20 protein-coding genes, 1 tRNA gene and 1 pseudogene are annotated in these 26,379 nt (G+C 63.2%); 14 read left to right on the top strand and 8 right to left on the bottom strand.

Going from position 1 to position 26,379, the window contains the following annotated elements:
* Positions 1-39 precede the first annotated feature (39 nt).
* The 3 genes from AACY45_RS05075 to AACY45_RS05065 all read right to left on the bottom strand — a co-directional run bounded on the left by AACY45_RS05075 (position 40) and on the right by AACY45_RS05065 (position 3,215).
* On the bottom strand, positions 40-1,620 hold the full coding sequence (locus tag AACY45_RS05075; RefSeq protein ID WP_339544447.1) for an ABC transporter substrate-binding protein: 1,581 nt from the start codon (positions 1,618-1,620) through the stop codon (positions 40-42).
* Positions 1,621-1,781: 161 nt separating this feature from the next.
* Complete coding sequence (ddpX, locus tag AACY45_RS05070) at positions 1,782-2,318, bottom strand: D-alanyl-D-alanine dipeptidase (protein ID WP_339544446.1); 537 nt, start codon at positions 2,316-2,318, stop codon at positions 1,782-1,784.
* 36 nt (positions 2,319-2,354) lie between these two features.
* The gene (locus tag AACY45_RS05065; protein ID WP_339544445.1) at positions 2,355-3,215 is read right to left on the bottom strand and encodes a MurR/RpiR family transcriptional regulator; all 861 of its coding nucleotides are present in this window, start codon (positions 3,213-3,215) and stop codon (positions 2,355-2,357) included.
* 234 nt (positions 3,216-3,449) lie between these two features.
* On the opposite strand from AACY45_RS05065, the gene AACY45_RS05060 reads away from it, so the two are divergent.
* From AACY45_RS05060 to AACY45_RS05035, 6 genes are all read left to right on the top strand, one after another.
* Positions 3,450-4,409, top strand: coding sequence for a helix-turn-helix transcriptional regulator (locus tag AACY45_RS05060; protein WP_445261165.1), 960 nt, complete (start codon positions 3,450-3,452; stop codon positions 4,407-4,409).
* A 276-nt stretch (positions 4,410-4,685) separates the two neighbouring features.
* On the top strand, positions 4,686-6,428 hold the full coding sequence (locus tag AACY45_RS05055) for an amidohydrolase (protein ID WP_339544443.1): 1,743 nt from the start codon (positions 4,686-4,688) through the stop codon (positions 6,426-6,428).
* A 116-nt stretch (positions 6,429-6,544) separates the two neighbouring features.
* Positions 6,545-7,285 (top strand): TorF family putative porin, encoded by a 741-nt coding sequence (locus AACY45_RS05050; RefSeq protein WP_339544442.1) that lies wholly within the window; start codon positions 6,545-6,547, stop codon positions 7,283-7,285.
* Between the two features lie 53 nt (positions 7,286-7,338).
* Positions 7,339-8,745 (top strand): purine-cytosine permease family protein, encoded by a 1,407-nt coding sequence (locus AACY45_RS05045; protein ID WP_339544441.1) that lies wholly within the window; start codon positions 7,339-7,341, stop codon positions 8,743-8,745.
* A gap of 88 nt (positions 8,746-8,833) precedes the next feature.
* Positions 8,834-9,286: a hypothetical protein gene (locus AACY45_RS05040; protein WP_339544440.1), complete on the top strand. Its 453-nt coding sequence runs from the start codon at positions 8,834-8,836 to the stop codon at positions 9,284-9,286.
* Between the two features lie 41 nt (positions 9,287-9,327).
* Positions 9,328-9,852, top strand: coding sequence for a transporter suffix domain-containing protein (locus tag AACY45_RS05035; protein WP_339544439.1), 525 nt, complete (start codon positions 9,328-9,330; stop codon positions 9,850-9,852).
* Positions 9,853-10,195: 343 nt separating this feature from the next.
* On the opposite strand, the gene AACY45_RS05030 is transcribed toward AACY45_RS05035, so the two are convergent.
* The 3 genes from AACY45_RS05030 to AACY45_RS05020 are packed head-to-tail and all read right to left on the bottom strand — an operon-like array spanning position 10,196 to position 14,132.
* Positions 10,196-11,356, bottom strand: a complete 1,161-nt coding sequence (locus AACY45_RS05030) for an iron-containing alcohol dehydrogenase (RefSeq protein ID WP_339544438.1) — start codon at positions 11,354-11,356, stop codon at positions 10,196-10,198.
* A gap of 3 nt (positions 11,357-11,359) precedes the next feature.
* Complete coding sequence (locus AACY45_RS05025) at positions 11,360-12,751, bottom strand: aldehyde dehydrogenase family protein (protein WP_339544437.1); 1,392 nt, start codon at positions 12,749-12,751, stop codon at positions 11,360-11,362.
* 7 nt (positions 12,752-12,758) lie between these two features.
* Positions 12,759-14,132 carry a glutamine synthetase family protein gene (locus AACY45_RS05020; RefSeq protein ID WP_339544436.1) on the bottom strand — a complete coding sequence of 458 codons (1,374 nt, stop codon included), beginning with the start codon at positions 14,130-14,132 and terminating at the stop codon, positions 12,759-12,761.
* A 355-nt stretch (positions 14,133-14,487) separates the two neighbouring features.
* On the opposite strand from AACY45_RS05020, the gene AACY45_RS05015 reads away from it, so the two are divergent.
* From AACY45_RS05015 to AACY45_RS04990, 6 genes are all read left to right on the top strand, one after another.
* Positions 14,488-14,562 (top strand) — tRNA-Gln (locus AACY45_RS05015).
* Positions 14,563-14,717: 155 nt separating this feature from the next.
* Complete coding sequence (locus AACY45_RS05010; protein ID WP_339544435.1) at positions 14,718-15,098, top strand: RidA family protein; 381 nt, start codon at positions 14,718-14,720, stop codon at positions 15,096-15,098.
* A gap of 122 nt (positions 15,099-15,220) precedes the next feature.
* On the top strand, positions 15,221-17,224 hold the full coding sequence (locus AACY45_RS05005) for a peptidase U32 family protein (protein WP_339544434.1): 2,004 nt from the start codon (positions 15,221-15,223) through the stop codon (positions 17,222-17,224).
* A 508-nt stretch (positions 17,225-17,732) separates the two neighbouring features.
* Complete coding sequence (locus tag AACY45_RS05000; RefSeq protein WP_339544633.1) at positions 17,733-18,905, top strand: DUF2252 domain-containing protein; 1,173 nt, start codon at positions 17,733-17,735, stop codon at positions 18,903-18,905.
* Positions 18,906-18,948: 43 nt separating this feature from the next.
* Positions 18,949-19,647, top strand: coding sequence for a dihydrofolate reductase family protein (locus AACY45_RS04995; protein WP_339544433.1), 699 nt, complete (start codon positions 18,949-18,951; stop codon positions 19,645-19,647).
* A 37-nt stretch (positions 19,648-19,684) separates the two neighbouring features.
* Positions 19,685-22,477 carry an RHS repeat domain-containing protein gene (locus AACY45_RS04990; RefSeq protein ID WP_339544432.1) on the top strand — a complete coding sequence of 931 codons (2,793 nt, stop codon included), beginning with the start codon at positions 19,685-19,687 and terminating at the stop codon, positions 22,475-22,477.
* A gap of 50 nt (positions 22,478-22,527) precedes the next feature.
* On the opposite strand, the gene AACY45_RS04985 is transcribed toward AACY45_RS04990, so the two are convergent.
* Positions 22,528-23,445 (bottom strand): DUF2950 domain-containing protein, encoded by a 918-nt coding sequence (locus AACY45_RS04985; RefSeq protein WP_445261162.1) that lies wholly within the window; start codon positions 23,443-23,445, stop codon positions 22,528-22,530.
* On the bottom strand, positions 23,442-24,920 hold the full coding sequence (locus tag AACY45_RS04980; protein WP_339544431.1) for a DUF3300 domain-containing protein: 1,479 nt from the start codon (positions 24,918-24,920) through the stop codon (positions 23,442-23,444). The genes AACY45_RS04985 and AACY45_RS04980 overlap by 4 nt, the downstream gene beginning before the upstream one ends.
* A gap of 272 nt (positions 24,921-25,192) precedes the next feature.
* On the opposite strand from AACY45_RS04980, the gene AACY45_RS04975 reads away from it, so the two are divergent.
* The gene (locus AACY45_RS04975; RefSeq protein ID WP_339544430.1) at positions 25,193-25,759 is read left to right on the top strand and encodes a nucleotidyltransferase family protein; all 567 of its coding nucleotides are present in this window, start codon (positions 25,193-25,195) and stop codon (positions 25,757-25,759) included.
* A gap of 409 nt (positions 25,760-26,168) precedes the next feature.
* Positions 26,169-26,379 (top strand): annotated as a pseudogene (locus AACY45_RS04970) (IS110 family transposase); the annotation flags it as partial.

The raw sequence follows: 26,379 nt of genomic DNA, 5'->3' as shown, positions 1-26,379 counted from the left end.
GCCGCGCCAGCCATCGCTGACTGGCGCAAGGGAGCGGATTTACTTGCTCATGCCGGCGAGGTTGAACACCTGTTCCAGCATCGGGTTGAACACGTAGCCCTTGACCGAATCACGCATCGGCAGGGTGTAGCTCTTCTGATAGAGGTAGGCGTAGACGCTGTCCTTGAGCACCATTTTTTGCGCGCTCTGGTACAGCTCGACGCGCTTGGCCGTGTCGCTGGTGGTGGCGGCCTCGCGGATCAAGGTGTCGACCTGGGGATTGCTGTAGAACGAACGGTTGCCTTGCAGGCCCTGCATCTTGGAGTCGAACCAGAAGTTCATGAACATGTAGGGGTCGGCGAAGTCCGGGCTCCAGGTGCCCACGGCGATGTCGTAGTCGGCCTGGCCGACGCGCTCACGCAAGGTGGCGTTGGCGGTTTTCTCCAGCTTGAGGTTGATGCCCAGGGGTGCCAGGGCCGCTTGCAGGGTCAGGCCGATCGGCTCCCAGTTGGCGTCCTTGTCCGAGTACATGTAGCTCAGGTTGGTGATCTTCTGCGGCGCCTTGGCCAGGCTCTCCTTGGCGGCCGCCATGTCCTGCTTCATCTCGGGCAGGGAGCTGTCGTAGGCCCACATGCCATCCGGGATCGGCCCGTTCAGCAGCTTGGCCTTGTCCTTGAGAATGCCCTTGACGATGCCGTTGTAGTCCACCGCTTCGGTCATTGCCCGGCGGGCGTCGACGCTGGTCAGCGGGCCTTTCTTGTTGTTCAGGTACAGGTAGGTCACCCGCAGCGACGGGAACTCCTTGACCACCACGCCCGGCTTGCTGGCGAGTGCGCCCAGTTGGTCTTCGGGCATGTCCTCGATGATGTCCAGGTCACCGCGTTCCAGTTGCAGGCGGCGCACCGACGGCTCGGCGATGATCTTCAGCACCACGGTTTTCAGCGCAGGCTTGGGCCCGGCGAAGTGCGGGTTGGGTTCCATGGTCAGCGACTGGCCTTTCTGCCAATTGCTCAGGCGGTAAGGGCCGGAACCTGCGGTGTGGCTGGACAGCCAGGCGTTGGTGTCGGCGCCCTTGCTGGCCACGGCCGGGTTGACGATCGAAGCGCCGTTGTGGGCCAGGGTGAACAGGAACGGGGCGAACGGCGTCTTGAGGGTGAAGCGGATGGTCTGCGGGTCGATCACGGCGACCACCATGTCTTCCGGGAACGCGCCGGACGGCCCCTGCTTGAGGGTCATCAGGCGGTCGAAGGAAAACTTCACGGCGGCGGCGTCCACGCTGGCGCCGTCATCGAACTTGTTGCCGGGCTTGATCTTGAATTCCCAGACCAGGTTGTCCGGGGAAACGGTCCAGCTTTCGGCCAGGTCGCCCTGGACTTCGGTGCTGCTCTTGTCACCCTCGATCTTGTAGCCCACCAGGCGCTGGTAGGACGGGTAGGTGATGGTCCAGTCGTTGTTGTCGAAGGTCACGGCCGGGTCGAGGGTCTGCGGGTCGGCGGGTTTGCCGATGACCAGGGTGTCCTGGGCGACGGCGGCGGTGGCGGCCTGCCAGGCGCCGAGGCTCAGCGCGCTGCACAGCACGCTCAGCAGCAGTTTGCCGACGCCGGGGAAAGGTTTGCGGGTCACGGTGGTGATTGGGGTCATGCCGGTTTCCTTGATCATTCGATGTATGGAAGTACGTCAGGTTTGTTTTTATAAAATCTATAACCGGGCAGTAGCAGGTGAAGCAGGGGTGGAGCCTTTTGTTGTTGTAGGTCGCGGCAGAAACTCTGCGGTTTCTTCGGTACGTCTTGGCCAGGGGTGGTTCATTCCTCCAGCAGGGGGTAGTCGTCGGCGTTCGGCAACTCGAAATGCCACCACTCGGTGGCGATGGCCTGGAAGCCCGCGCCGAGCATGATCCCCAGCAGCAGCAGGCGATTGCGCTGCACGCTCGCTGGCAGGTCGGGGTAAAACTGGTGGGACTTTTCTTCCATCGCGTCGAAGGCCGTGCCCATGTCCAGCGGCTCGCCGTCGCTGTCCACCAGGGTCAGGTCCACGGCCACGCCGCGGCTGTGGTGCGAGCCCAGGTGGGGATCGCGCACGTAGTCGTTGTTGGGCAAGGCTTCCCATAACAGGTACTGGGCATACGGCGGGCGGTAGGCGTCATAGATGCGCAGGGTATAACCGGCCAGGCGCGCCAGTTGGCTGGCCTTGTCCAGGCACTCGGCGGCCGCGGCGTGCAACAGGCAGCGCGCCGTTGGGTAGATCACTTTTCCAGCCAGGTTGTCGGCACTGGCGTAGATCAGATCGATTTGCACCTGATAACGCTGGGCGTCAATTTCTACAAGGGGGCTGTGGCTCACGCAAACACTCCAGTTGGGATTCAGTGGGGCGGGGGATCAGCCTTCGAACTGGCCGAAGGCTTTTTGCAGTTGGCGGTTCCTGGCCAGGCGTTCATCGAGGCGCTCGCCGTATTTCTCCGCGACGGCCGACACCATCAGGTTCAACAGGCACGCCAGGGGCGCTGGGGAGTCCCAGAACTGCCCGACATCGGTTTTCAACTGCAACAGGTCAAGGGGGTAGTCACGGGCCCAGGGGCATTGCAGGTCGGTGATCAGCGCCAGGGGCAGGTCGTTGTCGATCGCCGCGTCGCAGAAGGTCTGGGTCACGCTGGAGTACGCGCGAAAGTCGGCAATGATGGCGTACGGGTTGTCGAAACCGGAGTTCAGGGTTTCGGCATAGATGCCCGACAGGCCATCGACGTAGTAGACCTTGGGGCGAATGTATTCCAGGTGACTGTGGAAGGCCGTGAGGATCCCCCGCGTGGACTGGATCCCGAGAATGAACACCGCATCGGCTTCGTAGATGCGCTGCACGATCTGGCCGAAGGTCTCACTGCGGGCCAGGGCGTAGACCATCTGGATTGCTTCGATCTCGCGATGCTGGGAGCGCTCCAGGGCATCGTCGGCATTGGCTTCGGCGCGGAAGGCGGCAATCCGGTCGGTGATCAGCCAGGAAGTCGGTGCTTCGCCACGCAGGCTCTGCTTGACCTCATCGATGTTCTGGTAACCCAGGGAGCGCAAGAACCGCCCCACGGAAATTCCGGTGGTGGAGGTCTGCTGGGCGATGCTGTCGGCCGACTCGAACGGCAATTGCTCGGGATTGCCGAGCAGGTAACTGGCGATGCGCTTGCCGGTCGGGGTCAGGCTGGAGAACTTGAGTTCCAGCAACTGCAGAAAACTGTTCTTTTCCATGGACATAGGGGCGCGCCAGGTACGGGATTGTTATGTTTATGTCATTTATTGTTACTGTGTTATTAACATAACATTCGTGATCGGGGGAACACAACGCCTTTTTACTCAGTGTCCGCAATGACCCGGCTGGACGCTGTTGCGCCGCCTGTGGCATGGTCCAGCGCTCAGGTACGTCAGGCTTGTTCAGTAGTCGGGGTTGTCGTGATGGTTGCGGGTGAGTCAAGCGCTGCACAGATGTCGATGGCCACGCTCGAGGCATTTAATAGTTGCCTGCTCCAGCTGGCACGGGTTGCGCGGGAGCGGGGCGGCTCGCACTTCATTGCCGAGGGCTTGCAGGCTTTTCGCCAATTGGTGCCATTTGCCTCGGGGTGGTGGGGCGAGATGTCGGCCTCCCACGCCAGCGCGCCGCCGCAAAGCTGGATGCACGGGCGTATCGACCTGCCGGAGTCCTTTGTCCAGGAGTGGAGCCAGGTGGCGGAGCTGGACTGCTTCGCCAATGACACCTTTACCCGGTTGGGGCAGGTGATGCGCGACAGCGAGTTCACCGACCCCAGCGAGGAAGTGAACGACTTCGCCCGCCGGCATGATCTCTATCACCTGATGAGCATCACCTTCGAGTTGCCTGAAAGCGGCCTGTACTTTTTTGTCTGCCTGTACCGAGGCGTCGGCGATGCGACCTTCAATGAGTGCGAGGCCGGATTGTTCCAGGCCTTCTGTGATCACTTGTTGCAGCTGTGGCGATTCCAAGTGCAAGACATGATCCGCCTCGACACCGGCAACGGCGCCAGCGATTTCGGCGTGGCGCGCCCGGACGGCAGCCTGCTGTACGTGGGCGCGCAGTTATGTGCCGCGATTGGCCGCGAAGTGCCAGGCTGGAACGGTTCGATCCTGCCGCCCCAGGTCATCGCGCAACTGGCCAAGGTGCCCTGTGTGATGCGCCTGGGCCGCTGCGCCCTGACCCTGAGCCCGAATGCCGAGCATGTGATTCTGTCCCTGGAAGCGCCGCCGCGCGGGGTGGTTCTGGCCCCCCGCGAACGCACGGCGGCGATGCTGTTTGCCGCGGGCCACTCCTACAAGGAAATCGCCAGGATCCTCACCTTGAGCCCCGCCACCGTACGCACCTACCTGCGCAACTGCTACGTGCAGTTGGGGGTCAAGAGCAAGGTTGAACTGGGCTCGGCGTTGCGCTCCAACAGCTGACACGCAGCAAACTTGTGGGAGCGAGCTTGCTCCGGGCGGCGTTCCGACGATAGCGGTGTGTCAGGTGCCTTGGTTGTTGGCTGTGCCTGCCTCATCGCTGCATAGGTATCTACACGACTTTGTAGCGGCCCAGAGGTCACTACGCAAGCAGGTTCTCTCTCCACAGGTGCAACGTCGCACCACGGTTTGTGTACCCCCTCCTCATTTGTAGAGGTCCGTTCTACGCGTGCGTTCTATAGGGTGATGCCAGCCCGATAACAACAAGAGAGCGTCCCGATGCAACGATTGATTCCCAACCTGTTGGCCGCTGCGCTGGCCCTGACGGCGGTACCGGCGATGGCCGCGGCTGACCTGGTGCTGTTCAATGGCAAGGTGTTTACCGCAGAGCCCGGCCAGGGGCTGGTGCAGGCGGTGGCGGTGCAAGATGGCAAGATCCTGCAAGTGGGCAGCGACGCCGAGATCCAGGCCCTGGCCGACGCCAACACCCAGCGCATCGACCTGGCGGGCAAGGTGCTGATGCCGGGGCTGATCGACACCCACAGCCACCCCGTGGTGGCGGCCTTCGACAGCATGGGCGCCAACCTGCTGGACGAGGTCAAGCCGCTGGCGGAGCTCGAACAATGGATCATCGAGCAGGACCAGGCCGGGCGCGCCCGGGCCGGTGACGTGATCAACATTGCCGGGGCCAGTTCGGCCTACTGGGAAAAAAACCGCGAACTGGGCCAGCGTTTCAACCAGGGGCGCTGGGCCGATCAGCCGCTGGTGCTGAGCGGTATCGACGGTCACACCGGTTGGGCCAACAACGCCATGCTCAAGCGCCTGCAGATCGACGCGGCCCTGGTCAAGGGCATGTCGGAGCAGGACCGCAGCTTTGTCGGGCACGAGGCGGATTTCACCCCCAACGGCTATTTTGCTGAATCGCGCTGGGACCAGATCCGCAGCCAGATTCCCGCCCCCAGCGCAGACACCATGCTCAAGGCCGCGCGTGAAGCGGTCAGGGTCAACAACCAATATGGCGTCACCGCCTGGATGGACGCGGCGGCGAACGCCGGCAGTGGCGATTCCCTGCTCGACTTCAAGGCGACCGCCGACAGTACCGGCGTCCTGCCGCTGTACCGGGCACTGGCCGAGAAGGGTGAGCTCAGCGCTCACGTTGCGGCCTTGATGTTGACCAATTCCAAGAGCCGGCCGGCGGACCTGGAAGTCCTGGCCACGGTGATGAAACAGTTCGAGGGTGTACCCAACCTGACGTTCCCCGGGATCAAGGTGTTTGCCGATGGCATTCTCGAGTTTCCCGGGCAAACGGCGGCGGTCATCGTGCCCTTCAAGAACAGCCAAAAAAATGGCCAGTTGCTGATCGACCCGGAGCACTTCGGTGAACTGGTGGTGGCGGCGGAGAAACACGGCTGGATTCTGCACATGCATGCGGTCGGTGACCGTGCGGTGCGTGAAGCCCTGAATGGCGTGGCCTACGCGCGCACGCTCAGCCCGACGCCGGTGCCCCATAGCATCGCGCACCTGCAACTGGTCAACCCCAAGGAATTCCCGCGCTTCAAGCAACTGGGGGTGATCGCCTCGATGCAACTGCTGTGGGCCACCGGCGAGTCCTACACGGTGGAACTGGTCAAGCCCTACATCAGTGCGTTTGCCTACGGTTACCAGTACCCCGCCCGCTCGTTGCATGACGCCGGCGCGGTGATTGCCGGTGGCAGCGACTGGCCGGTGTCCGGTCCCAATCCGTTCAATGCCATCGCCCAGGCCAGTACCCGCAAAGGCCCGCTGGGGGTGCTGAATGCCAAGGAGAGCCTCGATCGCCAGAGCATGTTCTACGCCTATACCCTCAACGCCGCCAAGACTCTGCGCCTGGAGCAAAAGATCGGTTCGCTGGCACCGGGCAAGCAGGCCGACCTGATCATTCTCGACCGCGATGTGTTCAAGGTCAGTGACGACGAGTTGTTCGACACCCAGGTGCTCAAGACCTTCTTCGCCGGCAAGCAGGTGTACGCCCCCGCGTCCTGAGCCACGTTACCCCCACACCCCGTGATCCTCCAGACCGCCGGGCACCTTGCCTGACAAGGTGCCCGGCAACGTCGTGCCTGCAATAACCCGCACACTCATAACAACAAGGGTTTTCCATGAACGCACTTTCACGCTTCGCCCTGGCCAGCCTGGTCCTGATGCCCATCACCAGCCAGGCGTTGCCCCTCAACGACGACTTCAGCCTGGACATGAGCCTGACCGCCGCCAGTGACTACCGCAGCCGCGGCATCTCTCAGACCCTGGGCGACCCGGCGCTGCAGTTCGGCGCCACGCTGCAACACAGCAGCGGTCTGTACCTGGGCGCCTGGACCTCGAATGTGGACTTTGGCTATGACTACAAGACCCGCCAGGAAGTGGAGTACTACGCCGGTTATTACTGGCAGGCCACCGACGCCATCAGCCTCGACCTGGGGTACGTCAAGTACGACTACCCGAAGGAGGGCCAATTCAACCTCAGTGAGGTCTACGCCATCCTCGACCTGTATGGGGTCAAAGTGGGGGCTTTCTACTCCAACGACACCCCCAATGTGTTTGGCCAAGACCAGGACACCCTGTATGCCTATCTGGGCTACACCCTGCTGTTGCCGGCCGAGGTCAGCCTGGACCTGCGCCTGGGGCGCAACGACACCAAGGATCAAGCCTTCCTGGCCACCAATGGCAACGGGCGTTCGGCCTACAACGAATGGGAGGCCAAGCTCAGCCGTGAGTTCGTGGGCGTCACCTGGGGCCTGAGTTATGTCGACACCAACCTGAAAAAAAGCGAATGTGCCAGCTGGTATGGCTATGAAGACCTGTGCACGGCCACCGTCGTGGTCACTGCCAGCAAGGCGTTCTAAGTCGACGCCGCAATAACAACAACAGTGTCTGCTCCTTCAAGGAAAAGCCGTTCATGACCCAGGTCATCGAGAGTTCCAAGCGCAATCCACTGATCGAGACCCGCTCGATCGACTACATCCCCGAATCCGAACGCCATGGCAGCCTCTACAGCCAGTTCACCCTGTGGCTGGGGGCCAACCTGCAGATCACCGCGATTGTCACCGGCGCCCTGGCGGTGGTGCTGGGCGGCGACGTGTTCTGGTCGCTGATCGGCCTGTTGCTCGGCCAGGTGCTGGGCGGGGCGGTGGTCGCCCTGCACGCGGCGCAAGGGCCGAAGCTGGGCCTGCCGCAGATGATTTCCAGCCGGGTGCAATTCGGGGTCTATGGCGCGGCCATCCCGATTGTCCTGGTGTGCCTGATGTACCTGGGTTTCAGCGCCACGGGCGCGGTGCTGTCGGGGCAGGCGATTGCCCAGTTGATTCATGTCAGCGACAGCGCCGGGATCCTGATCTTTGCCGCGTGCATCGCGTTTCTGACGATCTTCGGCTATCGGGTGATCCACCTGGTGGGCAAGGTCGCGAGCGTGCTGGGGATCATTGCCTTTGTGTACCTGTTCACCCGGCTGCTGACCCTCAATGACATCGGCCTGCTCCTGGAAAACCGCCACTTTGCCTGGGGCACCTTCCTGTTGGCGGTGTCGCTTTCGGCCTCCTGGCAGATCGCCTTTGGCCCCTATGTGGCGGACTATTCGCGCTACCTGCCGAGCAACACCTCGTCCTGGAAAACCTTCACCGCCGTCGGCCTGGGCACCGTGCTCGGCGCCCAGGCGTCGATGGTCCTGGGGGTGTTCGCTGCGGCGTTGGCGGGGGCCGGTTTCCGAGGGCATGAAGTGGCGACCATCGTCGGCCTGGGCAGTACCGGCGTGATCGCCTCCTTGCTGTATTTGAGCGTGGTGCTGGGCAAGGTCACGGTCTCGACCCTCAACGCCTACGGCAGCTTTATGTGCGTGGCCACCATCATCAGTGGTTTCCGCAGCCGCCTGCAGCTGACGGCCCGGCACCGCATGGTGTTCGTGCTGCTGATTGTCGCGGCGTCGACCACGCTGGCGTTGCTGGGGCAGTACTCGTTCCTCAACTCGTTCAAGTACTTCATCCTGTTCCTGCTGACCTTCTTCACCCCCTGGAGCGCGATCAACCTGGTGGATTACTACTTCATCAATAAGGAGCGCTACGACATTCCGGCCTTGTCCGACCCTGCGGGCCGCTACGGGCGCTGGAACGTGCTGGGCATCAGCGTCTACGTGATTGGCGTGTTGATCCAGTTGCCGTTTGTCGACACCCACTTCTATTCCGGGCCGATGGTCGCGCAGTTGGGCGGGGTGGATATTTCCTGGATCGTCGGCCTGGTGGTGCCGGGCATCCTTTATTACCTGCTGGCCAGGTCGACGGCCCTGACGGTGGTGGCGCAGCGGCCACTTTAGGGGGCATTTTTGTCGAGGAGGGTAACCGTGGTTGATCTACACTGGATTGACTGCACCGAGCCGGTGCAACGGCCTGTGGGAGGTCATCATGAGTAGGTTGTCATCCATTAGCCTGTGCGCCGCCTTGTCGCTTGCCTGTACCCTGGGATGGGCGGAAACGGTGGTGCCGACAAAGGGTCAGAGCGCACAGCAAACCCAGCTCGATATCAGTGAATGCCATAACGTCGCGGCCAGCCAGAGCACCAGCACCCACTCGGCTTCCGGGGGGCGCCTGCGCGGCGCCGCTGTCGGTGCCGCAGCCGGTGCGACGGGGGCCGCGGTGCGCGGCAACCAGCATGACGAGGTGTACGACCGGGTCGACGACGATGTGAAGCAGGACTATCGTCAAAACCGCGCCAAGCAGACCGCCGCCGCTGGCGTGGTGGTGGGAGGCTCGCGGCAACGGCAGGAGCGCCGCGAGCAGGAAAAGACCAGCGCCTCGACCAGCTCCACCGCCTATACCAGTTGCCTGCAGGGCAAGGGTTATCAGGTCACCCCCTGACGGTTGCCAACGCGCGTGAATTCAAGTGAGGGACGCGGTTCATGAAGACCCCCGAGGATGTCGCTCAAACCCCTGCCGTCGGCTGGCGCTTCAAATTGGGCATCGGCATCATCTGCGTGATGCTCGGCTCCTGGGCCATGGTGCCGATCGCGGCGTCGCTCGGGGTCGCAGGTTCGAAAGTTGCGGCCCTGACCGGCGCGCTGTTCATCAGCAACAAGATCCTGCTGATCCTGGTGATCGCCGTCATGGGCAAGGCCGGTTTCCAGCGGGTCAAGCGTAGCCTGTTCGGCTACGTCTCCGGGTTGGCACCCAGTGCCGATGTGGAAGTGGGGCCGGTGCGCCATGCCATCGGCATCGTGATGTTCTGTCTGCCGCTGATCTCCTCGGTCCTGGAACCCTACGTCGACAGCCTCTGGCCGGGCTTGCGGCCCAATGTCTGGCAGATCCAGTTGCTGGGCGATGCCATGTTGGTCGGCAGCTTTTTTGTCCTGGGGGGCAGCTTCTGGGACAAGGTACGGGCCTTGTTCATGCGCAACGCCCGGGTGGTCACGGGCCAGGCGGGTTGAGTCCGGGCTCCGCCAGGGAGCCTCGGACTCGAACTGGCGGCAGCCTTGTTCGTGCTGTTTCCTAACGATGGCGCGTGGTGTCTGATGGTGGTGTGGGAGCTGCCGAAGGCTGCGATCTTTTGATCCTGGCTTTGGGGGCATATCCGCTGCTGCGGTCACGGCGGCTTAGGGTTGCGCCCTGCCGACTACCTGTCCGGTCGTCTCAATTTCAGCCAACTCTGTGCGGCTCACAGCATCAGTCGCGAGCAGGCTCCCACCGCTATCTACCCGGCTCAACTTCCCGTGGTTTTGTTCAACGCCGCTTGCCCCCGAGGTGCCATGGGCCATGGCCAGGTGGCTGCTCTTAGAGTCGACCGTGGTAGGCCGCGGCGAATATCTGTGCTGCGCCCTCGCGGGTCAGTGGCAACGGATTGCCTCCTGCACAGGGGTCGGCCACGGCCATGTCGGCGATCAGGTCGGCCTGGCGATCATCCACCCCCAGCTCGATCAGGGTATGGGGCACGTCGATGTCCTTGCGCAACTTGAGGACGAACGCCAGGAAGCTGTCGAACCCGGGGGAAGGCAGGCCGAGGTAGGCCGCCAGGCGGGTGATGCGTTCCTCGATGGCCGGGCGGTTGAACTTCAGGACATAGGGCATGAAGGTGGCGTTGGTCATGCCGTGGTGGGTGTCGTACAGCGCCCCCACCGGATGCGACAGCGCGTGCATGCCGCCCAGGCCTTTCTGGAAGGCGGTGGCGCCCATGGCGGCGGCCGCGAGCATGTTGGCCCGCGCTTCGAGGTCCGCTGGGGTGCGCACGGCACGGACCAAAGCCCCGGCCACCAGGCGCATGCCTTCGACCGCAATGCCGTCGGCCATGGGGTGGAAGCCGGGGGCGCAATAGGCTTCCAGGCAGTGGGCAAACGCATCCATGCCGGTGCCGGCGGTGACCTTGGCCGGCATGCCGACACTCAGGGCCGGATCACTGATGACCACCCGCGGCATCATTTTCGGATGGAAAATGATGCGCTTGGTGTGGCTGTGTTCATCGATGATCACCGCGGCCCGGCCGACTTCGGAGCCGGTCCCGGCGGTGGTGGGCACGGCAATGATCGGGGCGATGCGACTGTCGTCGGCGCGGGTCCAGTAGTCGCCGATGTCTTCGAAGTCCCAGACCGGCCGGCTCTGGCCGCTCATGAAGGCGATGAGCTTGCCCATGTCCAGGCCGCTGCCGCCGCCGAAGGCGATCACCCCGTCGTGCTGGCCGGTGCGCCAGGCCTCCAGTCCACCGGCCAGGTTGGCTTCCACCGGGTTGGGCTTGAGATCACTGAACAGCGCCACGCTCAGGCCGGCCGCGCGCAGGGCGTCGACTGCCGTGACCGTGATCGGCGCCCGTGCCATGCCGCTGTCGGTGACCAGCAACGGGCGTTGGATGCCCTGGCTGCGGCAGGCGTCGGCCAGCTCGGCAATGCGCCCGACACCGAAGCGCACGCTGGTGGGGTAGTTCCAGTTTCCCGTCAGGCTCATGGTTCAGATCTCGTGGCGCAGATGAAAGGATTTGGCGCGGGTCAGGTGCTCATAGCCCAGGCTCGACAGGGTGACGCCGCGCCCGCTGTTTTTGACCCCGGTCCAGGCCAGGGTCGGGTCCAGGTAATCGCAGCGGTTCATGAACAGGGTGCCGGTGTCGATCGCGTGGCCCAACTGCTCGGCAGCGGCCAGGTCCTGGGTCCAGATCGAGGCGCTGAGGCCGAATTCGCTGTCGTTGATCAGGGCGAGGGCCTCCTCGTCACTGCCCACCGGCATGATGCCGACCACCGGGCCAAAACTTTCGTCGCGCATCACTGCCATCCGATGGCTGACGTCCACCAGGACCTGGGGCGCGAGGTAAGCGCTGCCCGGCACGTCGGCGGGAAAATCTTCGGCGTTGATCAAGGCCCGGGCACCCTGGGCCAGGGCCTGGGCGATTTGTCCGCGGACAAAATCCGCGGCCTGGGGCGTGACCATCGGGCCCAGCGTGGTGGTTTCGTGCAGCGGGTTGCCCAGCACGTACTGGCGGGTCAGGGCGACAAAGCGTTCGACGAAGGCTGGGTAGAGGCTGGCAGCGACGTAAATGCGCTCGACGGCGCAACAGCTTTGCCCGGAATTGAAGAAGCTGCCATCCACCAGGTTCTCCACCGCGTGGTCGAGGTGGGCGTCCGCGCGAACGTAGGCCGGGTCCTTGCCGCCGAGCTCCAGGCCGACGCCGATGAAGGCGTCGACGGCCGCCCGTTGCATGTCCCTGCCGCCGCCCACGGAACCGGTGAAGTTGACCCGCTGGACCTGACCGCCAGCAATTATCTGCCCGGTGTCCAGGTGGCTGAGCAGCAGATTGTGGAACAGCCCTTCGGGCAGATGGGCGCGGCGAAAGGCCTCGGCGAAACGCTCGCCCACCCGCAGGGTTTGCGAGGCGTGCTTGAGGATCACGCTGTTGCCCGCCATCAGCGCCGGAATAATGCTGTTCACGGCGGTCAGGTAGGGGTAGTTCCAGGGCGCGACCACCAGCACTGTGCCCAGTGGCTCGCGACTGATCCAGCGGCGAAAGCCGGCGATTGGTTCAGGCTCCACCGCCGCCAAGGCCTGCGGTGCCAGCGCGATCATGTGCCGGGCCCGTTCGGCAAAGCCGCGTAGCTCGCCCGCGCCAAAACGCACCGGCCGGCCCATCTGCCAGGCCAGCTCCGGGACGATCTCGGCCTGCATCGCCAGCATCGCGTCCACGGCGGCGCTGCACAACGCCGCGCGTTCATCCAGCGGGCGGCGTTTCCACAGTGCCTGGGCGCGGGCGGCGCTTGCCAGGGCCTGCTCGATTTGCCCGGCATCGGCGCGCTGGCGCTCGGCGTAGACCCGGCCGTCGACCGGGGAAATCAGTTGGATAGTCGACGTCATGGCGGTCTCAATAGCGCTCGAAGCCGCGCTGCAGTTCCCAGTCGGTGATCCGTCGGTCGTACTCTTTCTGCTCCCATTCGGCGGTGTGCACGTAATGGTCGATCACGTCGTCACCGAACGCCTCGCGCAACATGCCCGAGCCCTTGAGTGCGCTGCAGGCCTCGCGCAGGGTCTTGGAGACTTCCGGCAAATGGCTGTCGACATAAGCATCGCCTGCAAAGGGCGGGGCCAGTTCGAGCTGCTCGTCGATCCCGGCCAGGCCGGCGGCGATCAGGGCGGCGAAGGCCAGGTAGGGGTTGAGGTCGGCACCGCCGATCCGGCATTCGATGCGGATGGACTTGCTGCCCTCGGCGCACAGGCGAAAGCCGGCGGTGCGATTGTCCAGGCTCCAGACGGCTCGCGTGGGCGCAAAGGTGCCGGCCTGGAAGCGCTTATAGGAGTTGATGTAGGGCGCGAGAAAACAGGTGATGTCGTTGGCGTACTTGAGCTGCCCGGCCACCCAGGCGCGCATCAGTGTTGACATGCCGAACTCGGCCTTGGCGTCGAAGAACAGCGGCTTCTTGCCGTTCTTGTCCCACAGTGAATTGTGGATGTGGCTGCTGGAACCGGCGGCGTCGTAGCGCCACTTGGCCATGAAGGTGATCGCCTTGCCCTGCAGTTGGGCGATCTCCTTGCAGGCGTGCTTGATGATGACGTGGTGGTCGGCCATGGTCAGGGCATCGGCGTAACGGATGTTGATCTCTTCCTGCCCCGGCCCCCATTCCCCCTTGGAGTTCTCCACGGGGATGCCCGAGGCTTGCAGGTGCTTGCGGATCGCCCGCAACACCGGCTCCTCACGGGTGGTCTGCAGGATGTTGTAGTCCTCGATGTAGTGCCCGGCGGTTTTCGGCTGGTGGTAGTTGCGCTGGTGGATCGCCTCGTAGCTTTCGTCGAACAGGTAGAACTCCAGTTCCGAGGCGAACATACCGGTGTAGCCGCGCTGGCGCAGGCGTTCGACCTGTTTTTTCAGGATTGCCCGCGGGCTGTGGGGCAGGTCCTGGCGATGGTGATGGTCGAGCACGTCACACAGCACCAGGGCCGTGCACTCAAGCCAGGGCACGCGGCGCAGGGTGCTCATGTCGGGCTTGAGCACAAAGTCGCCGTAGCCTTTGCTCCAGCTGGCGGCTGCATAACCGGGCACTGGCTCCATGTCGATGTCGTCGGCCAGCAGGTAATTGCAGCAGTGGGTTTCTTCGTGGCCGCTGTCGATGAAAAACTCGACCTGGAAACGCTTGCCCACCAGGCGCCCCTGCATGTCGACCATGCACACCAGCACGGTATCGATTTCGCCATTGGCAGCGGCGCGCTTGAGTGATTCGAAGCTTAGGAGGGGCTCGGTCATCACGGCAAATCCTGCGGCAAGGAGGAGGGCAGTCTGATCAGTCGTTGCAGACGCTCTCCAGAAAACCCCAAAACCTGCAGCATGAGCATCGTGTGCAATGAGCTGCTCAAAGCTTAGCTGACTGTCGGCAAGTGCAAGTCTGGCCGAGCAAAAGCGGGAGAAAACTGCCCCGCAGGGCCGGTAACCGCCATGACTTATGAGCAAGTAGCTGTTTTCAAAGAAATTTGTTGAAAAAAAGCTTCCCAGATCCAAACAAACTTGGTAAATTTCCGCGCATTCTTGCACTGGCCTTTACCGGTCGTCAGTCGTGCAAGGGTTCAGCAAGTGAGTGCCCGGCACTCGTCGCTACATCTACAGGGGCGTCGCCAAGCGGTAAGGCAGCAGGTTTTGATCCTGCCATGCGTTGGTTCGAATCCAGCCGCCCCTGCCATTTTCTCTACATATCTGTCTCGTAAAATCTGCTGCGCCGGCCTGGGCCGTGACGCGGGTTTTTCCGTGCCTCGGATTTTTTCCGGCGGATCACTCAGCGTTGGCGCGAGGGGGCGGTAGACTGCGGGACTTTTTCCCCCTCAAGCAGGAGCACCCATGGCTAACCAAGACCTGACCTTCATCCCTGATCCGGATGCCGATTCCATCTCTTCCGACGTCGTCGGTTTCGCCGGCCTGCTGGTCTCGACCCAGATTCCTACCCGTGCCGACGGCAGCCTGGAACTGGGCGATATCGTGCTGCAGAGCGAGTGCACCTTGCAGGCGCTGAAAGTCGCGCTGGAAAAGGCCGGCAGTTCCATGGACCGGGTGCTGCACCTGACTATCTACCTCACCGACATGGCCGACCGCGCGGCTTTCAACGAGGTTTACCAGCGCTTCTTCGCCAAGCCATGGCCGGTACGCGCCGCCGTGGGCGTGGCCGCCTTGGCTGTTGAAGGCATGCGCGTGGAAGTCACCGCGATGGCTGCCAAGGCCTGAGTCGGTGGGCTTGGACGGCGGCTTTGCCCTGGCAATGGCCGCCACCTTGCAGCACACGGGTGCCGCTCAGGAGATTCGCCGCTACAATGCGCGCCTGACCGTGACAAGCCGACTAAAAAAATATGTCCCTGCCTAAACATCATCTGGAATTACTCAGCCCCGCCCGCGATGTCGCCATTGCCCGCGAGGCCATTTTGCATGGCGCCGACGCCGTGTACATCGGCGGCCCGAGTTTCGGCGCGCGCCATAACGCCTGCAATGAAGTGAGCGAGATCGCAGGCCTGGTGGAATTTGCCCGGCGCTACCATGCCCGGGTGTTCACCACCATCAACACCATCCTGCACGACAACGAGCTGGAGCCGGCCCGCAAGCTGATCCATCAGCTCTACGACGCCGGCGTCGACGCGCTGATCGTCCAGGACCTGGGGGTGATGGAGCTGGATATCCCGCCGATCGAGCTGCACGCCAGCACCCAGACCGACATCCGCACCCTGGCCCGGGCGAAGTTCCTCGACCAGGCGGGTTTCTCCCAACTGGTGCTGGCGCGCGAGCTGAACCTGCAAGAGATCCGCGCGATTGCCGACGAGACTGACGCGGCGATCGAGTTCTTCATCCATGGCGCCTTGTGCGTGGCCTTTTCCGGCCAGTGCAACATCTCCCATGCGCAGAACGGTCGCAGCGCCAATCGGGGCGACTGCTCCCAGGCCTGCCGCCTGCCGTATACCCTCAAGGACGACCAGGGGCGTGTGGTCGCCTTCGAGAAGCATTTGCTGTCGATGAAGGACAACAACCAGAGCGCCAACATCCGCGCCCTGGTGGAAGCCGGCGTGCGCTCGTTCAAGATCGAGGGGCGCTACAAGGACATGGGCTACGTGAAGAACATCACGGCCTACTACCGCCAGCGCCTGGACGATGTGCTCGAAGACCGCCCGGACCTGGCCCGCGCCTCCAGCGGCCGCACCGCGCACTTCTTTGTGCCGGACCCGGAAAAGACCTTCCACCGTGGCAGCACCGACTACTTCGTCAGTGACCGCAAGATCGACATCGGTGCGTTCGACACGCCGACCTTCACCGGCCTGCCGGTGGGCATCGTCGAGAAAGTCGGCAAGCGTGACCTGCAAGTGGTCACGCAAGAGCCGCTGTCCAACGGCGACGGCCTCAACGTGCTGATCAAGCGCGAAGTGGTGGGCTTTCGGGCCAACATCGCCGAGGCCAAGGGCGAGTTCGAGGAAGACGGCGAGAAGCGCTACCGCTACCGCGTCGAGCCCAACGAGATGCCCGCGGACCTGTACAAGGCCCGGCCCAATCATCCGCTTAACCGCAACCTGGACCACAACTGGCAGCAAGCCCTGCTCAAGACCTCCGCCGAACGCCGGGTGGGCGTTGACTGGAACGTGCGCCTGCGTGAGGAACGCCTGGAATTGACGGCCACCAGCGAGGAGGGCATCCGTGCCAGCGTTGCCCTCGAAGGCCCGTTCGGCGTCGCCAACAAACCGGAGCAGGCCCTGGAGCAACTGCGCGACCTGCTCGGTCAGCTGGGCACCACCCAGTACCACGCCGCAGCGATCAAGCTGGATGCGCCCCAGGCCTACTTCATCCCCAACTCCCAGCTCAAGGCGGCGCGCCGCGACGTCATCGAAGCCCTGACCGCCGCCCGGGTCGACGCCCACCCACGGGGCGGGCGCAAGGCCGAGACCACGCCGGCACCGGTGTACCCGGAGTCTCACCTGTCGTTCCTGGCCAACGTCTACAACCAGAAAGCCCGGGACTTCTACCATCGCCACGGGGTCAAGCTGATCGACGCGGCCTTCGAAGCCCACGAGGAGACGGGCGAGGTGCCGGTGATGATCACCAAGCACTGCCTGCGGTTCTCCTTCAACCTGTGCCCGAAACAGGCCAAGGGCGTCACCGGCGTGCGCACCAAGGTCGCGCCGATGCAGTTGATCCACGGCGACGAAGTGCTGACCCTGAAGTTCGACTGCAAACCCTGCGAGATGCACGTGGTCGGCAAGATCAAGGGCCACATCCTCGACCTGCCGCAGCCGGGCAGTGGTGTGCAGCAGCAGGTGGTCGGGCACATCAGCCCGGCGGACCTGCTCAAGACCATCGTCCGCGCCCCGCACTGAGTGCCAGGCGAACGTGACGCTACGGCGTCGCGTTCGCCTGTCGGGCGCCGCTGGAGCCCCGGGGCGGGTTGATTGACACCCTTTACCCAGGGTTATTCCGTTGCTCTCCATGATGGCCACCAGGACAAGAGCTGCTACGCTTGAACCATTAGCTTTGGCGCTTTCAAGCCTACCGCCGCACCTGTTTTCTGCGGGCTGATGGAACAGTCGAATTATCAGGTCCTGTGCCCAAGCGAATCACACTTCGTTGAGCGTAGGAGTGGACATGCCCCCGCCAAAAAGCAGGCCTGCCGCCAGCCACCCTGAGCCGTCGGACGACGCCGGGGACGAACGGGTCTTTCAGTCGCGCAAGGAACGCTTGTACGCCGGCGCGTTACTGCGCGAGCGGCTGCCCCACGGGCTTCATGCCCCATGGAAGCCCGTGCGCAAGCAGCGGGATGCCATCGAGCTGCTCGAAGAATCCAACCGCTATCGACTGCCCAACCTAGTGCCGGTGCGCTATGGCCGCATGTTGCGCAGCCCCTTCACCTTCTTGCGCGGCTCTGCCGGGTTGATGGCCCATGACCTGGCGGCTACCCCGACTACCGGCATCCACGTACAGGCCTGTGGCGATTGCCACCTGATGAACTTCGGCTTGTTCGCCACCCCTGAGCGCAACCTGATCTTTGACATCAACGACTTCGACGAAACCCTGCCCGCGCCCTGGGAGTGGGATGTCAAACGCCTGGCGATCAGTTTTGCCGTGGCCGCGCGTGACAACGACCTCGGCGACAAAGAGGCGCGCGCCATTGCCGCCGGCTGCGTGGGCGCCTACCGCGAGAATCTGCGCAGGTTTTCCAGGATGAACCCGATGGATGTCTGGTACGACCGCCTGGACGCGCAAACGATCGTCGACATGGCACCCAATGCGCAAATCAAGAAAATCCGCGAACAGGTGGTCGCCAAGGCCAGGATGCGGGTCGGCGATTACCTCTACCCCAAGATCAGCGGTGAAGTCGGCGGGCGCCGGCGCCTGATCGATCAACCGCCGATCCTGTTTCATGTGTATGAAAAGGGCTTCGTGCGCAACGTCCATCTGGCGCTGCAGGACTATCGACTGTCACTGCCCCATGAGCGGCGCGTGCTGTTCGATCGTTACCGCCTGGAAGACATTGCGGTCAAGGCGGTGGGCATTGGCAGCGTCGGTACCTACTGTTTTGTCGGCCTGTTTTTTTCCGCGGAAAATCACCCGTTGCTCCTGCAATTCAAGGAGGCCTGTCCCTCGGTCCTGGCGCCCTATGCCGGCAAGAGCGACTACGACAACCAGGGCCAGCGGGTGGTCACCGGGCAGCGCCTGATGCAGTCCTCCAGTGACATCTTCCTGGGCTGGACCCGCAGCCAGAATGGTCGCTGTTTTTTTGTACGGCAGTTGCGCGACATGAAAATGTCCGCGCCCATCGAAGGCGTATCCGCCGCCCGGATAAAAATGTACGCCCAGTGGTGCGGCCTGACCCTGGCCCGTGCCCACGCCAAATCCGGCGATGCGGCATTTATCAGTGGTTACCTGGGCAAGACCGACTCCTTCGACCAGGCCATCGGCAAATTTTCCATCGCCTATGCCAACCAGAATGCCGCCGACCATGCCACGCTGCTGGCCGCCGAAAAATCCGGGCGGATCATCGCGTTGAGAGAAGAGGAGTGAGGCGCGCCGCGGATGTTGCACCAGGCCCTGGCACGAGACAGCCATGCGCAAACTGATCGTTGCTGCGTTCATCAGCCTCGATGGCGTGATGCAAGCCCCCGGCGGGCCGCAGGAAGATACCTTCGGCGGCTTTCGCTACGGCGGCTGGATCGTGCCCTACGCCGACACGGAGTCCGGCCAGGCGATTCAGGCACTGTTTTCCCAGCCGTTCGAATTGCTGCTGGGGCGCCGAACCTACGACATCTTCGCGGCCTATTGGCCGCAGCACGGCCAGGACGACGCCGGCCACCGCAACATCGCCGAGCTGTTCAACCGCGTGCCCAAGCACGTCGCCACCCATCACCCCGATACGCTGGCCTGGCACAACAGTCATGGATTGCAGGGCAACCTGGCGGAGTCGATACACGCGCTCAAGCAGGGGCAGGGCGGCCAGTTGTTGACCCAGGGCAGCGGCGACCTGGTGCGCCAACTGCTGGCCGCAGGCCTGGTGGACGAACTGCGGCTGATGATATTTCCCCTCGTACTGGGAAAGGGCAAGCGCCTGTTCGACCACAGCGCCCAAGCGGCGGCTTTCACCTTGGTGGAGTCGAGCAGCACCCCCGGCGGCGTGCTGCTCACCCGTTATGAGCGGTGCGGGGAGGTGCGCTGGGGCAGCTTTGACGAAGCTGTGCAGGATGACCCAAGAGGCTGTCGGTCGGTGGGCGTGGGGGGGCGGAATAATCCGACTAATATCATCAAATAGCCTGTTCTACCGAGATCACCGTACAAGGAGGTAACCGATGGACCTCGCCCTGCACTGCGGCACGCCCGCCCTCGCGGTTATCGACCCGCGCGGCCTGGTGGTGATGAATGTGGCCTACCACCGACTGGAGGCAGGGCTAAGGCCTGAGGCGCGAGTGGCACGTCGAGGGTTCGACGCGCAGGGCGATTTGACTGCCCAATGGGACGCGCGACTATGGGCCGACGGCGGCGCGAGCGGCGAGCCGAATCTGCGCTTGGCGTACGGCTTATCCGGACGGTTCTTGTGCTCCGAGAGCGTGGATGCCGGCTGGCGGATAGCCCTGTTCGGTGATGCAGGGCAGGCCGTGGAGGGCTGGGACGGGCGCGGTTCGCACCGGCGAACGGTGTATGACATCCAACTACGTCCCACCAGCGAGCACGAGCAACTGGCCGGTGAGGCATCGCGCTGTGTGGAGCGTCTGGGCTACGGTGGTCCGCAAGAGGCGGCAGCCAACCGCTGTGGTCGGGCGATCCGCCATGACGACCCGGCCGGTAGCCGTGCGTTCGTCGACTATGGACTGTTGGGCCAAGGACTGGTTCAGACTCAGCGTTTCCTGAGCGCCCTGCAGATGCCTGACTGGCCTGAAGTCATAGCGGGGCGTGAGGCATTGCTGGAGGGCGGCCAGGAGGCTGCAGTGGTCTACACCACTGGCTGGAGACACGATGCCCTGGGCGGGCAACTGAGCCAGACCGATGCTGTCGGCAACACACAGACCAGCGCCTACGATGTCGCCGGCCAGTTGCACCAGATAGGCCTGCAGGCGGCGGGCGAGTCGCAAGCCACGCTGGTGCAGCACTCACTGGCGTACAACGCTTCGGGCCAGGTGACGGCGCAGGCCGGCAACAATGGGGTCACCACCACCGCCGTGTATTCGGATGACGATGGCCGCTTGCAGCATCTGCGGGTTCGGCGCCCGGACCAGATTCTGCAAGACCTGGCGTATGCCTACGACCCGGTGGGTAGCGTGCTGAGCGTGCGCGATCACGCCCAGGCCACCGACTGGTTCAACGGCGAGCAGCTCGAGCCACTGTGCACCTACCGCTACGACACGCTTGGCCAACTCATCGAGGCGACGGGTCTAGAGAGTGCTCAGGCGGGTATCGGCCCGGACCTGCCGCCGGTGACGCTGCCCGGTGGCGGCGATACCAGCCGGCGGCGTCGCTACACGCAGGCCTACACCTATGACGCCGGGGGCAACCTGCTGCAATTGGCGCACAGCCAGGCGGCGACCCGCACGATGCGGGTCGCCGAGCGCAGTAATCGTAGTCGCTATCAACTCGACTCGGCCCATCCACCGGACCTAGTCAACAGCTTCGACGGCAACGGCAACCTTCTGTTGCTGGAAGGCGCACAGGCGATGACCTGGGATGGGCGCAACCAATTGCGCGGGGTCACGCAGGTGGTCCGGCCAGACGGCAGTCATGACGTTGAGGTTTACGTGTACGGTGCCGACGGACAACGCCTGCGTAAGGTCCGGGTGCAGCAGGCCAAGGCTGTTCAGCACTCGGCTGAGGTCCGCTACCTGCCAGGGCTGGAGTTGCGCACCAACAGCGCCACGGGTGAAACCCTGCAGGTGGCGACGGTGCAAACCGGGTACTGCACGGTCCAGCGACTGCAGTGGCAGCGCAGCCGCAAGGTCCTGCCGCCAGCGCAATTACGCTACAGCCAGGGCGACCACTTGGGCAGCAGTATCCTGGAGCTGGACAGTCAGGGCGCTGTGATCAGTCATGAGGGTTACTACCCGTATGGCGGGACGGCCTGGTGGGCGGCGCGTAGCGCGGTGGAGGCCGACGGCAAGACGCGGCGCTACTCAGGCAAGGAGCGTGACGCGACGGGACTCTATTACTACGGCTTCAGGTACTACGCACCCTGGCTCAGCCGATGGCTTAACCCTGACCCCGCGGGCGATATCGATGGGTTAAACCTGTACGGCTTCGTCGCTAACAATCCGGGCACCAAGCGGGACGTTGACGGGTTGTTTTCAGCCAGTGAAAAAAAACAGATCATCACGGCTTTGACGACGGGCAGGGATGCTGTCGCCCGTGCTCGTTACCTGCTTGAGTCCATGCCCCAGCAGGTGAGCGATATCATGCAAACCTACTTTGGCCCGCAGCATAGTACGGTACGGGATGAGGTCATTGTTGCTTGGACAAAGACCGAAGGTATTCTCAGTCGATACGCCGGGTTGATGTCGGGGAGCGTGCAAGACAAGTTTGTTGACAAAACACTGATCAAAAGCGACTCGCTGGCTGGATGGGTTCAAAGTGCCGAAAAGATTAGCGTGTATCAACAGTTTTTTGATCAGAACGCCACGCCGCGTGTCCAGGCGCTCACATTGGTCCACGAAGTCACCCACGTCGAGCTGGATTCCGATATAGGCCTCGACGGGGCTGGCTCGGAAGATTTTTTCTATCTGATTGACAAATATCCCGCACGTGACTCAACTCGTATCCTGAGTGGTGAAGGGTTACGGGTTGGCGAGATTGAAGATGCAAAGGCTATGTTCAAAAAAATCGCCGCACTGAAAAACTACCCAATCCCGTACATTGAAACGGTGGAGGACGATGATGCCCTCGCCGACACGATGCTATACGGGAACAACCAGTTGTTGACACTCTCCGACGTCGCCACCATGGTCAATGACGATCGGACATTGGGGGCACGGTTCGCTGCGCAGAATGCGGACTCCCTGGGCTATGCAGCCATGGACCTGGGAGACCGGTTCGACTCAATAATGGCCAGCATGCCAACAGCTCGCCCGAACCTGTCAGCAAGCGCCAATTGGCGTTAATGTCCTGTCAGCGCAACCTGGTCTAGCGCGCGGTTCCCGAGCCCTGCGCGCTACTCTTCGTCCGGACTGACCTCCTTCCAGCTGTCATCCGGGTCAAAGAGGGGCATGCCCTGGGCCAGCTTCTCGCTGTCCGGCCCCAGGTCTTTTTCGAACACCTGGCCGTCATGGCTGATCATGAAGCTCATCACCCCGGTGTCGGCGTATTTCGCCGGCCAGGCGATCAGGGCAAACCCCCGGCTCATCTTGTCGCCGATCAGGTAGCTGTAGGCACCGCCCGGTGCCGAAGGTCCCTGGCCATGCAGGATGCGCAAGTGATAACCGTGCCAGTCTTCACCGCCGACGGTCTTGCCGAACGAGGGGCCCAACGGGCTGATCTGGCCGCTGTCGTCGTCTGCCCAGTAGAGCCCGTCATGCTGGCCCGGGTGGCTGAAGAGGTTTTGCGCATACTCCAGGGCGCCATCGCCGTCACGGTCGATTGACGCATATTCCATCTGCGCATCGTGATAGGCCAGTGCCGCCTGCACCGCGGAGAGCTCGTTGCGGCCTATGCGCCGGGCCCGCACTTCGGCACTGCCAGCCTGGATATCGAAGCGCCAACCGTTGGCGCTTTTGACCAGGGGAATCGGCAGCGTCCAGTGGTCGCTGCCCACTGACAGCAGCGCCTTGCCGTCGCTGGTTTTCTCGATCTGGTGCTGTTCGTGGTACTGCTTGATGAACGCATCGACATCCTGGCGTTCAGCGCCTTCGCGGGGGATGAAACTGCGCCATTCATTGCCCAGTAATTCCGTCAGGCGCTGGTGATCGGCGTGTTTGCTGCCCAGTGCCTCGACGAACGACTGGGCGGCCTGTTCGGGCGTGGCAAATTCCTGCTGGGCACTGGCCAGGCACGACCAGGCCAGGCCGGCAGTCAGCGCCAGGGTATGCAGGAGTCGGCCGGTAAGTGGCTTGATACGAGGATGGTTGTTCAACGACGGCTCCCCCGTTGACGCGCAGGTGCGCTGGTTGGCCGACTGACCTGATGGCCGACGGCTCGCGAGGCGCTGGGACGCTGTGCGGACAATTGACTGGCGCGGCCACGATTGGCTTGGGCGTTGACCTGGGACGGAGCGCGCGCCCCGGCAAAGGCATTGTTGCGCGCCGTGCCCTGAGTGGCGGCCGGGCGTTTTTTTGTGCTTTGCCGGGCCTGCGCGGGACGCGGGTCACGCTGATTGACCTGCGGGTTGTGCTTGCTCGATTGCTGGTTGTCGCGGGTGGTCCTGGGCGTGCCCTGGCTGCGGTCCGTGGTCCGTGGCCGCTCGTTACCCGCTTGCAGGCGGTTGCCCGCCGAGGCGCCGGACTGGGCCTCGCGCACCCGGTCACGGGCTTCGCGGTTGCTGGTGGCGGGGCGTTCGATCCCGTGTTGGTCCATCGAACGGCGGGCGTTTTCCCGAGCCTGGGCGCGCTGGGCGTTGTCCCCGCGGTAGGCCTCACGCTGAGTGGCACCGTCCAGTTGGCGACCGTATTGCTGGCGGCTGCGGTTGTCGCGATAGGGCACGCCGTTGCGGTGCGCGGCGTTGTGCTGCCACGTGTTCTGATTGTGGCTGATACGGTTGTTGGCATTGATGTTGTTGTAGCGATCGACGTCGATGTCGATATCGTGGTCGTCCCAATCACAATCGCCCCACAACGCCCCGACGATCGCCACCCCGGTGCCGAACGCCAGCCCGGCCATCAGTGCCGAGCCCGGGTAGTAAGTGGGGGGCGGCGGATAGTAGGCCGGCGGCGAGGCCGGATAGGGCCAGGTGCCGTAGGTGGTGGTCGGGTTATAGGCGGGGACGTACACCACCTGCGGGTCGGCGGGCTGAATGATGATGGTCGAGGTGCTGCTGGCCGGGGCAGGTGCCGAACTACTGGAGCTGGCGGGCGGGGCTGGTGCCGGTGCGGCGGCCTGGACCGTGACGTTCTGGTACTGGTTGCTCTGCAGGTTGCCGGCGGTTTGCGCCTGGCGGCGCAAGCGTTGTACGCCGTCCATGACATCGTCGGGCTGCGCCAGGAAGGCATCTCCCAAGCGTTGCACCCAGACCGGATCCTGGCCCAGGGTGACCATGACCTGGGGAAACGCGACCAGCGCCTGCACGCTCGGGTCCCAGGGCTGATTCGCCACTTGCTTGACCGCGTCATCGCCCTTGGCGTCCGGGTGAGCCTTGGACCAGGTCACCGCCTCGGCGATTTCCCCGGGGTAGGTGCTGGCCATCAGCAGTTGGGCCAGCAGCGGATCGGGATACAGGGCAATGGGCGCCAGCATCTGGTCCAACTGCTCCTGGGTAAACACCGGGTCCTTGGTCGGCGCCGTGACCGGGGCTGCAATGGGGGGGCTGGCGGCCGGCGCCACGCTTTGTGCCTGGCTGGCCGCAGCACTGACAAACAGGAGGGCTGAGAAGGCGTAAATGAATGGAATGCGCATTGCAACTCCATGGGCTCAGGCAGGTTAAGAGGGGTGAAGCCAAACCAGGGAAGTGTCGGCCGACTGGGCAAGCCGCCGGCGTCGGTGTCGAGGCCGTTCGCTAATACTAGCAAAGCAGAAAAATCTGCCAGCAAACGCCTGTACTTTCCTGCATTCGCAGCCTGTTCGAGCGTCTCGCACGGCAGCGGAGGGCTACCAATGGGTGGGAACTGTTCCCCTCCAACGCTAAGCTAGCGCCAGCCCCCGGAGCCCACCCACAACCCAGGATCAACATGACACTGACGGCCAAAACCCTGCTTGAAGTCGCATTGGCCAACCCAACCAACGCACTCATCACCACCCGTCTGCCGACGCTCGGCCTGGACCAATGCATGCTCACCGCCGGCTGCCTGTTCCAGGCCATCTGGAACCAACAGGCCCAGCGCCCCCTGGACTGGGGCGTCAAGGACTACGACATCTTCTACTTCGACCCAGACCTGTCCTGGGAAGCCGAAGACCAGGTGATCCAGGCCGGCCGCCGCTTGTTCCACGACCTCGACGTCAACATCGAATTCAAAAACCAGGCCCGCGTCCACCTGTGGTACCGCCAGCGATTTGGCAGCGACTATCCGCAATTGCACTCCACCCGAGACGGCGTCGACCGCTACCTGATCGCCGGCACCTGCATCGGCCTGGACATCACCACCGGCGAACTCTACGCCCCCCATGGCCTGGACGACACGGAGCAGGGGGTGTTGCGGATCAATCCGAAAAACCCCAAGCCCGAGTTGTTTATCCAGAAGGCCCAGAGTTATCAGCAACGCTGGCCTTGGCTGAGGGTGGTTGATGCCTGCGCTTGAGCGCGTCGGGCAACCGTGGTCGGTGCGCGGCAGCTAACCATAACCGAAGGATCAACCTGTCCTGGCCCCACAGCGAAGCGCGGGAGGGGGGAAGCCCAATCCATCATTGGAGCCAGCCAGCGGCCGCTTTCGGTCGACTCTGTTGAAAAAGTCGGTTCTTTTGGACTGCCCACATACTGACCACTGAAAACGCCTTTTTTGCGCGCTGCTACGCGAAATCCGAGTCCGGAATCCTCTGCTCAATGTAAAGATTTCAATCTCAAGCGCGTACTTTTCTACCGTGGAAACCATGGCCGACTTTTTCAACAGAATCGGCCAGAAGCAATGGGATGGACTCCTCCTCACCTCGGCATCTTGAGTGCCAGACTGAAAGTGCGAACCACAGTCAACAGTGAGAAGGAGTCCACACATGAAGCTTATGCGCATTGGGGTCGACCTGGCCAAGAACGTGTTTCAGATCCACGGCGTGGATTGTCATGAGCGGCCAGTCTGGCGGCAACGTTTACCTCGTGATCGCTGGCTGCAAACGGTGCTGGAGAAGATCGAACCCGGCGGTGAGATCGGCATGGAAAGTTGTGGCGGTGCGCACCATTGGGCGCGGCAGCTACAGGCACGCGGTT

The organism is Pseudomonas sp. RA_35y_Pfl2_P32 (assembly GCF_963970735.1).
Classification (GTDB): Bacteria; Pseudomonadota; Gammaproteobacteria; order Pseudomonadales; family Pseudomonadaceae; genus Aquipseudomonas.
Note: the sequence above shows the minus strand (reverse complement) of the source record. Positions and strands in the feature narration are given on the sequence as shown.

Bases quoted from the DNA above. Each gene is read 5' to 3' on its own strand.
- AACY45_RS05075 (WP_339544447.1), bottom strand. From the start codon at position 1,620: ATGACCCCAATCACCACCGTGACCCGCAAACCTTTCCCCGGCGTCGGC.
- AACY45_RS05030 (WP_339544438.1), bottom strand. From the start codon at position 11,356: ATGAGCCTGACGGGAAACTGGAACTACCCCACCAGCGTGCGCTTCGGT.
- AACY45_RS05035 (WP_339544439.1), top strand. From the start codon at position 9,328: ATGAAGACCCCCGAGGATGTCGCTCAAACCCCTGCCGTCGGCTGGCGC.
- AACY45_RS05005 (WP_339544434.1), top strand. From the start codon at position 15,221: ATGTCCCTGCCTAAACATCATCTGGAATTACTCAGCCCCGCCCGCGAT.
- AACY45_RS05010 (WP_339544435.1), top strand. From the start codon at position 14,718: ATGGCTAACCAAGACCTGACCTTCATCCCTGATCCGGATGCCGATTCC.
- AACY45_RS04975 (WP_339544430.1), top strand. From the start codon at position 25,193: ATGACACTGACGGCCAAAACCCTGCTTGAAGTCGCATTGGCCAACCCA.
- AACY45_RS05025 (WP_339544437.1), bottom strand. From the start codon at position 12,751: ATGACGTCGACTATCCAACTGATTTCCCCGGTCGACGGCCGGGTCTAC.
- AACY45_RS04995 (WP_339544433.1), top strand. From the start codon at position 18,949: ATGCGCAAACTGATCGTTGCTGCGTTCATCAGCCTCGATGGCGTGATG.
- AACY45_RS05020 (WP_339544436.1), bottom strand. From the start codon at position 14,132: ATGACCGAGCCCCTCCTAAGCTTCGAATCACTCAAGCGCGCCGCTGCC.
- AACY45_RS04990 (WP_339544432.1), top strand. From the start codon at position 19,685: ATGGACCTCGCCCTGCACTGCGGCACGCCCGCCCTCGCGGTTATCGAC.
- AACY45_RS05040 (WP_339544440.1), top strand. From the start codon at position 8,834: ATGAGTAGGTTGTCATCCATTAGCCTGTGCGCCGCCTTGTCGCTTGCC.
- AACY45_RS05050 (WP_339544442.1), top strand. From the start codon at position 6,545: ATGAACGCACTTTCACGCTTCGCCCTGGCCAGCCTGGTCCTGATGCCC.
- AACY45_RS05000 (WP_339544633.1), top strand. From the start codon at position 17,733: ATGTTGCGCAGCCCCTTCACCTTCTTGCGCGGCTCTGCCGGGTTGATG.
- AACY45_RS05060 (WP_445261165.1), top strand. From the start codon at position 3,450: ATGGCCACGCTCGAGGCATTTAATAGTTGCCTGCTCCAGCTGGCACGG.
- AACY45_RS05055 (WP_339544443.1), top strand. From the start codon at position 4,686: ATGCAACGATTGATTCCCAACCTGTTGGCCGCTGCGCTGGCCCTGACG.
- AACY45_RS05065 (WP_339544445.1), bottom strand. From the start codon at position 3,215: ATGTCCATGGAAAAGAACAGTTTTCTGCAGTTGCTGGAACTCAAGTTC.
- AACY45_RS04980 (WP_339544431.1), bottom strand. From the start codon at position 24,920: ATGCGCATTCCATTCATTTACGCCTTCTCAGCCCTCCTGTTTGTCAGT.
- AACY45_RS05045 (WP_339544441.1), top strand. From the start codon at position 7,339: ATGACCCAGGTCATCGAGAGTTCCAAGCGCAATCCACTGATCGAGACC.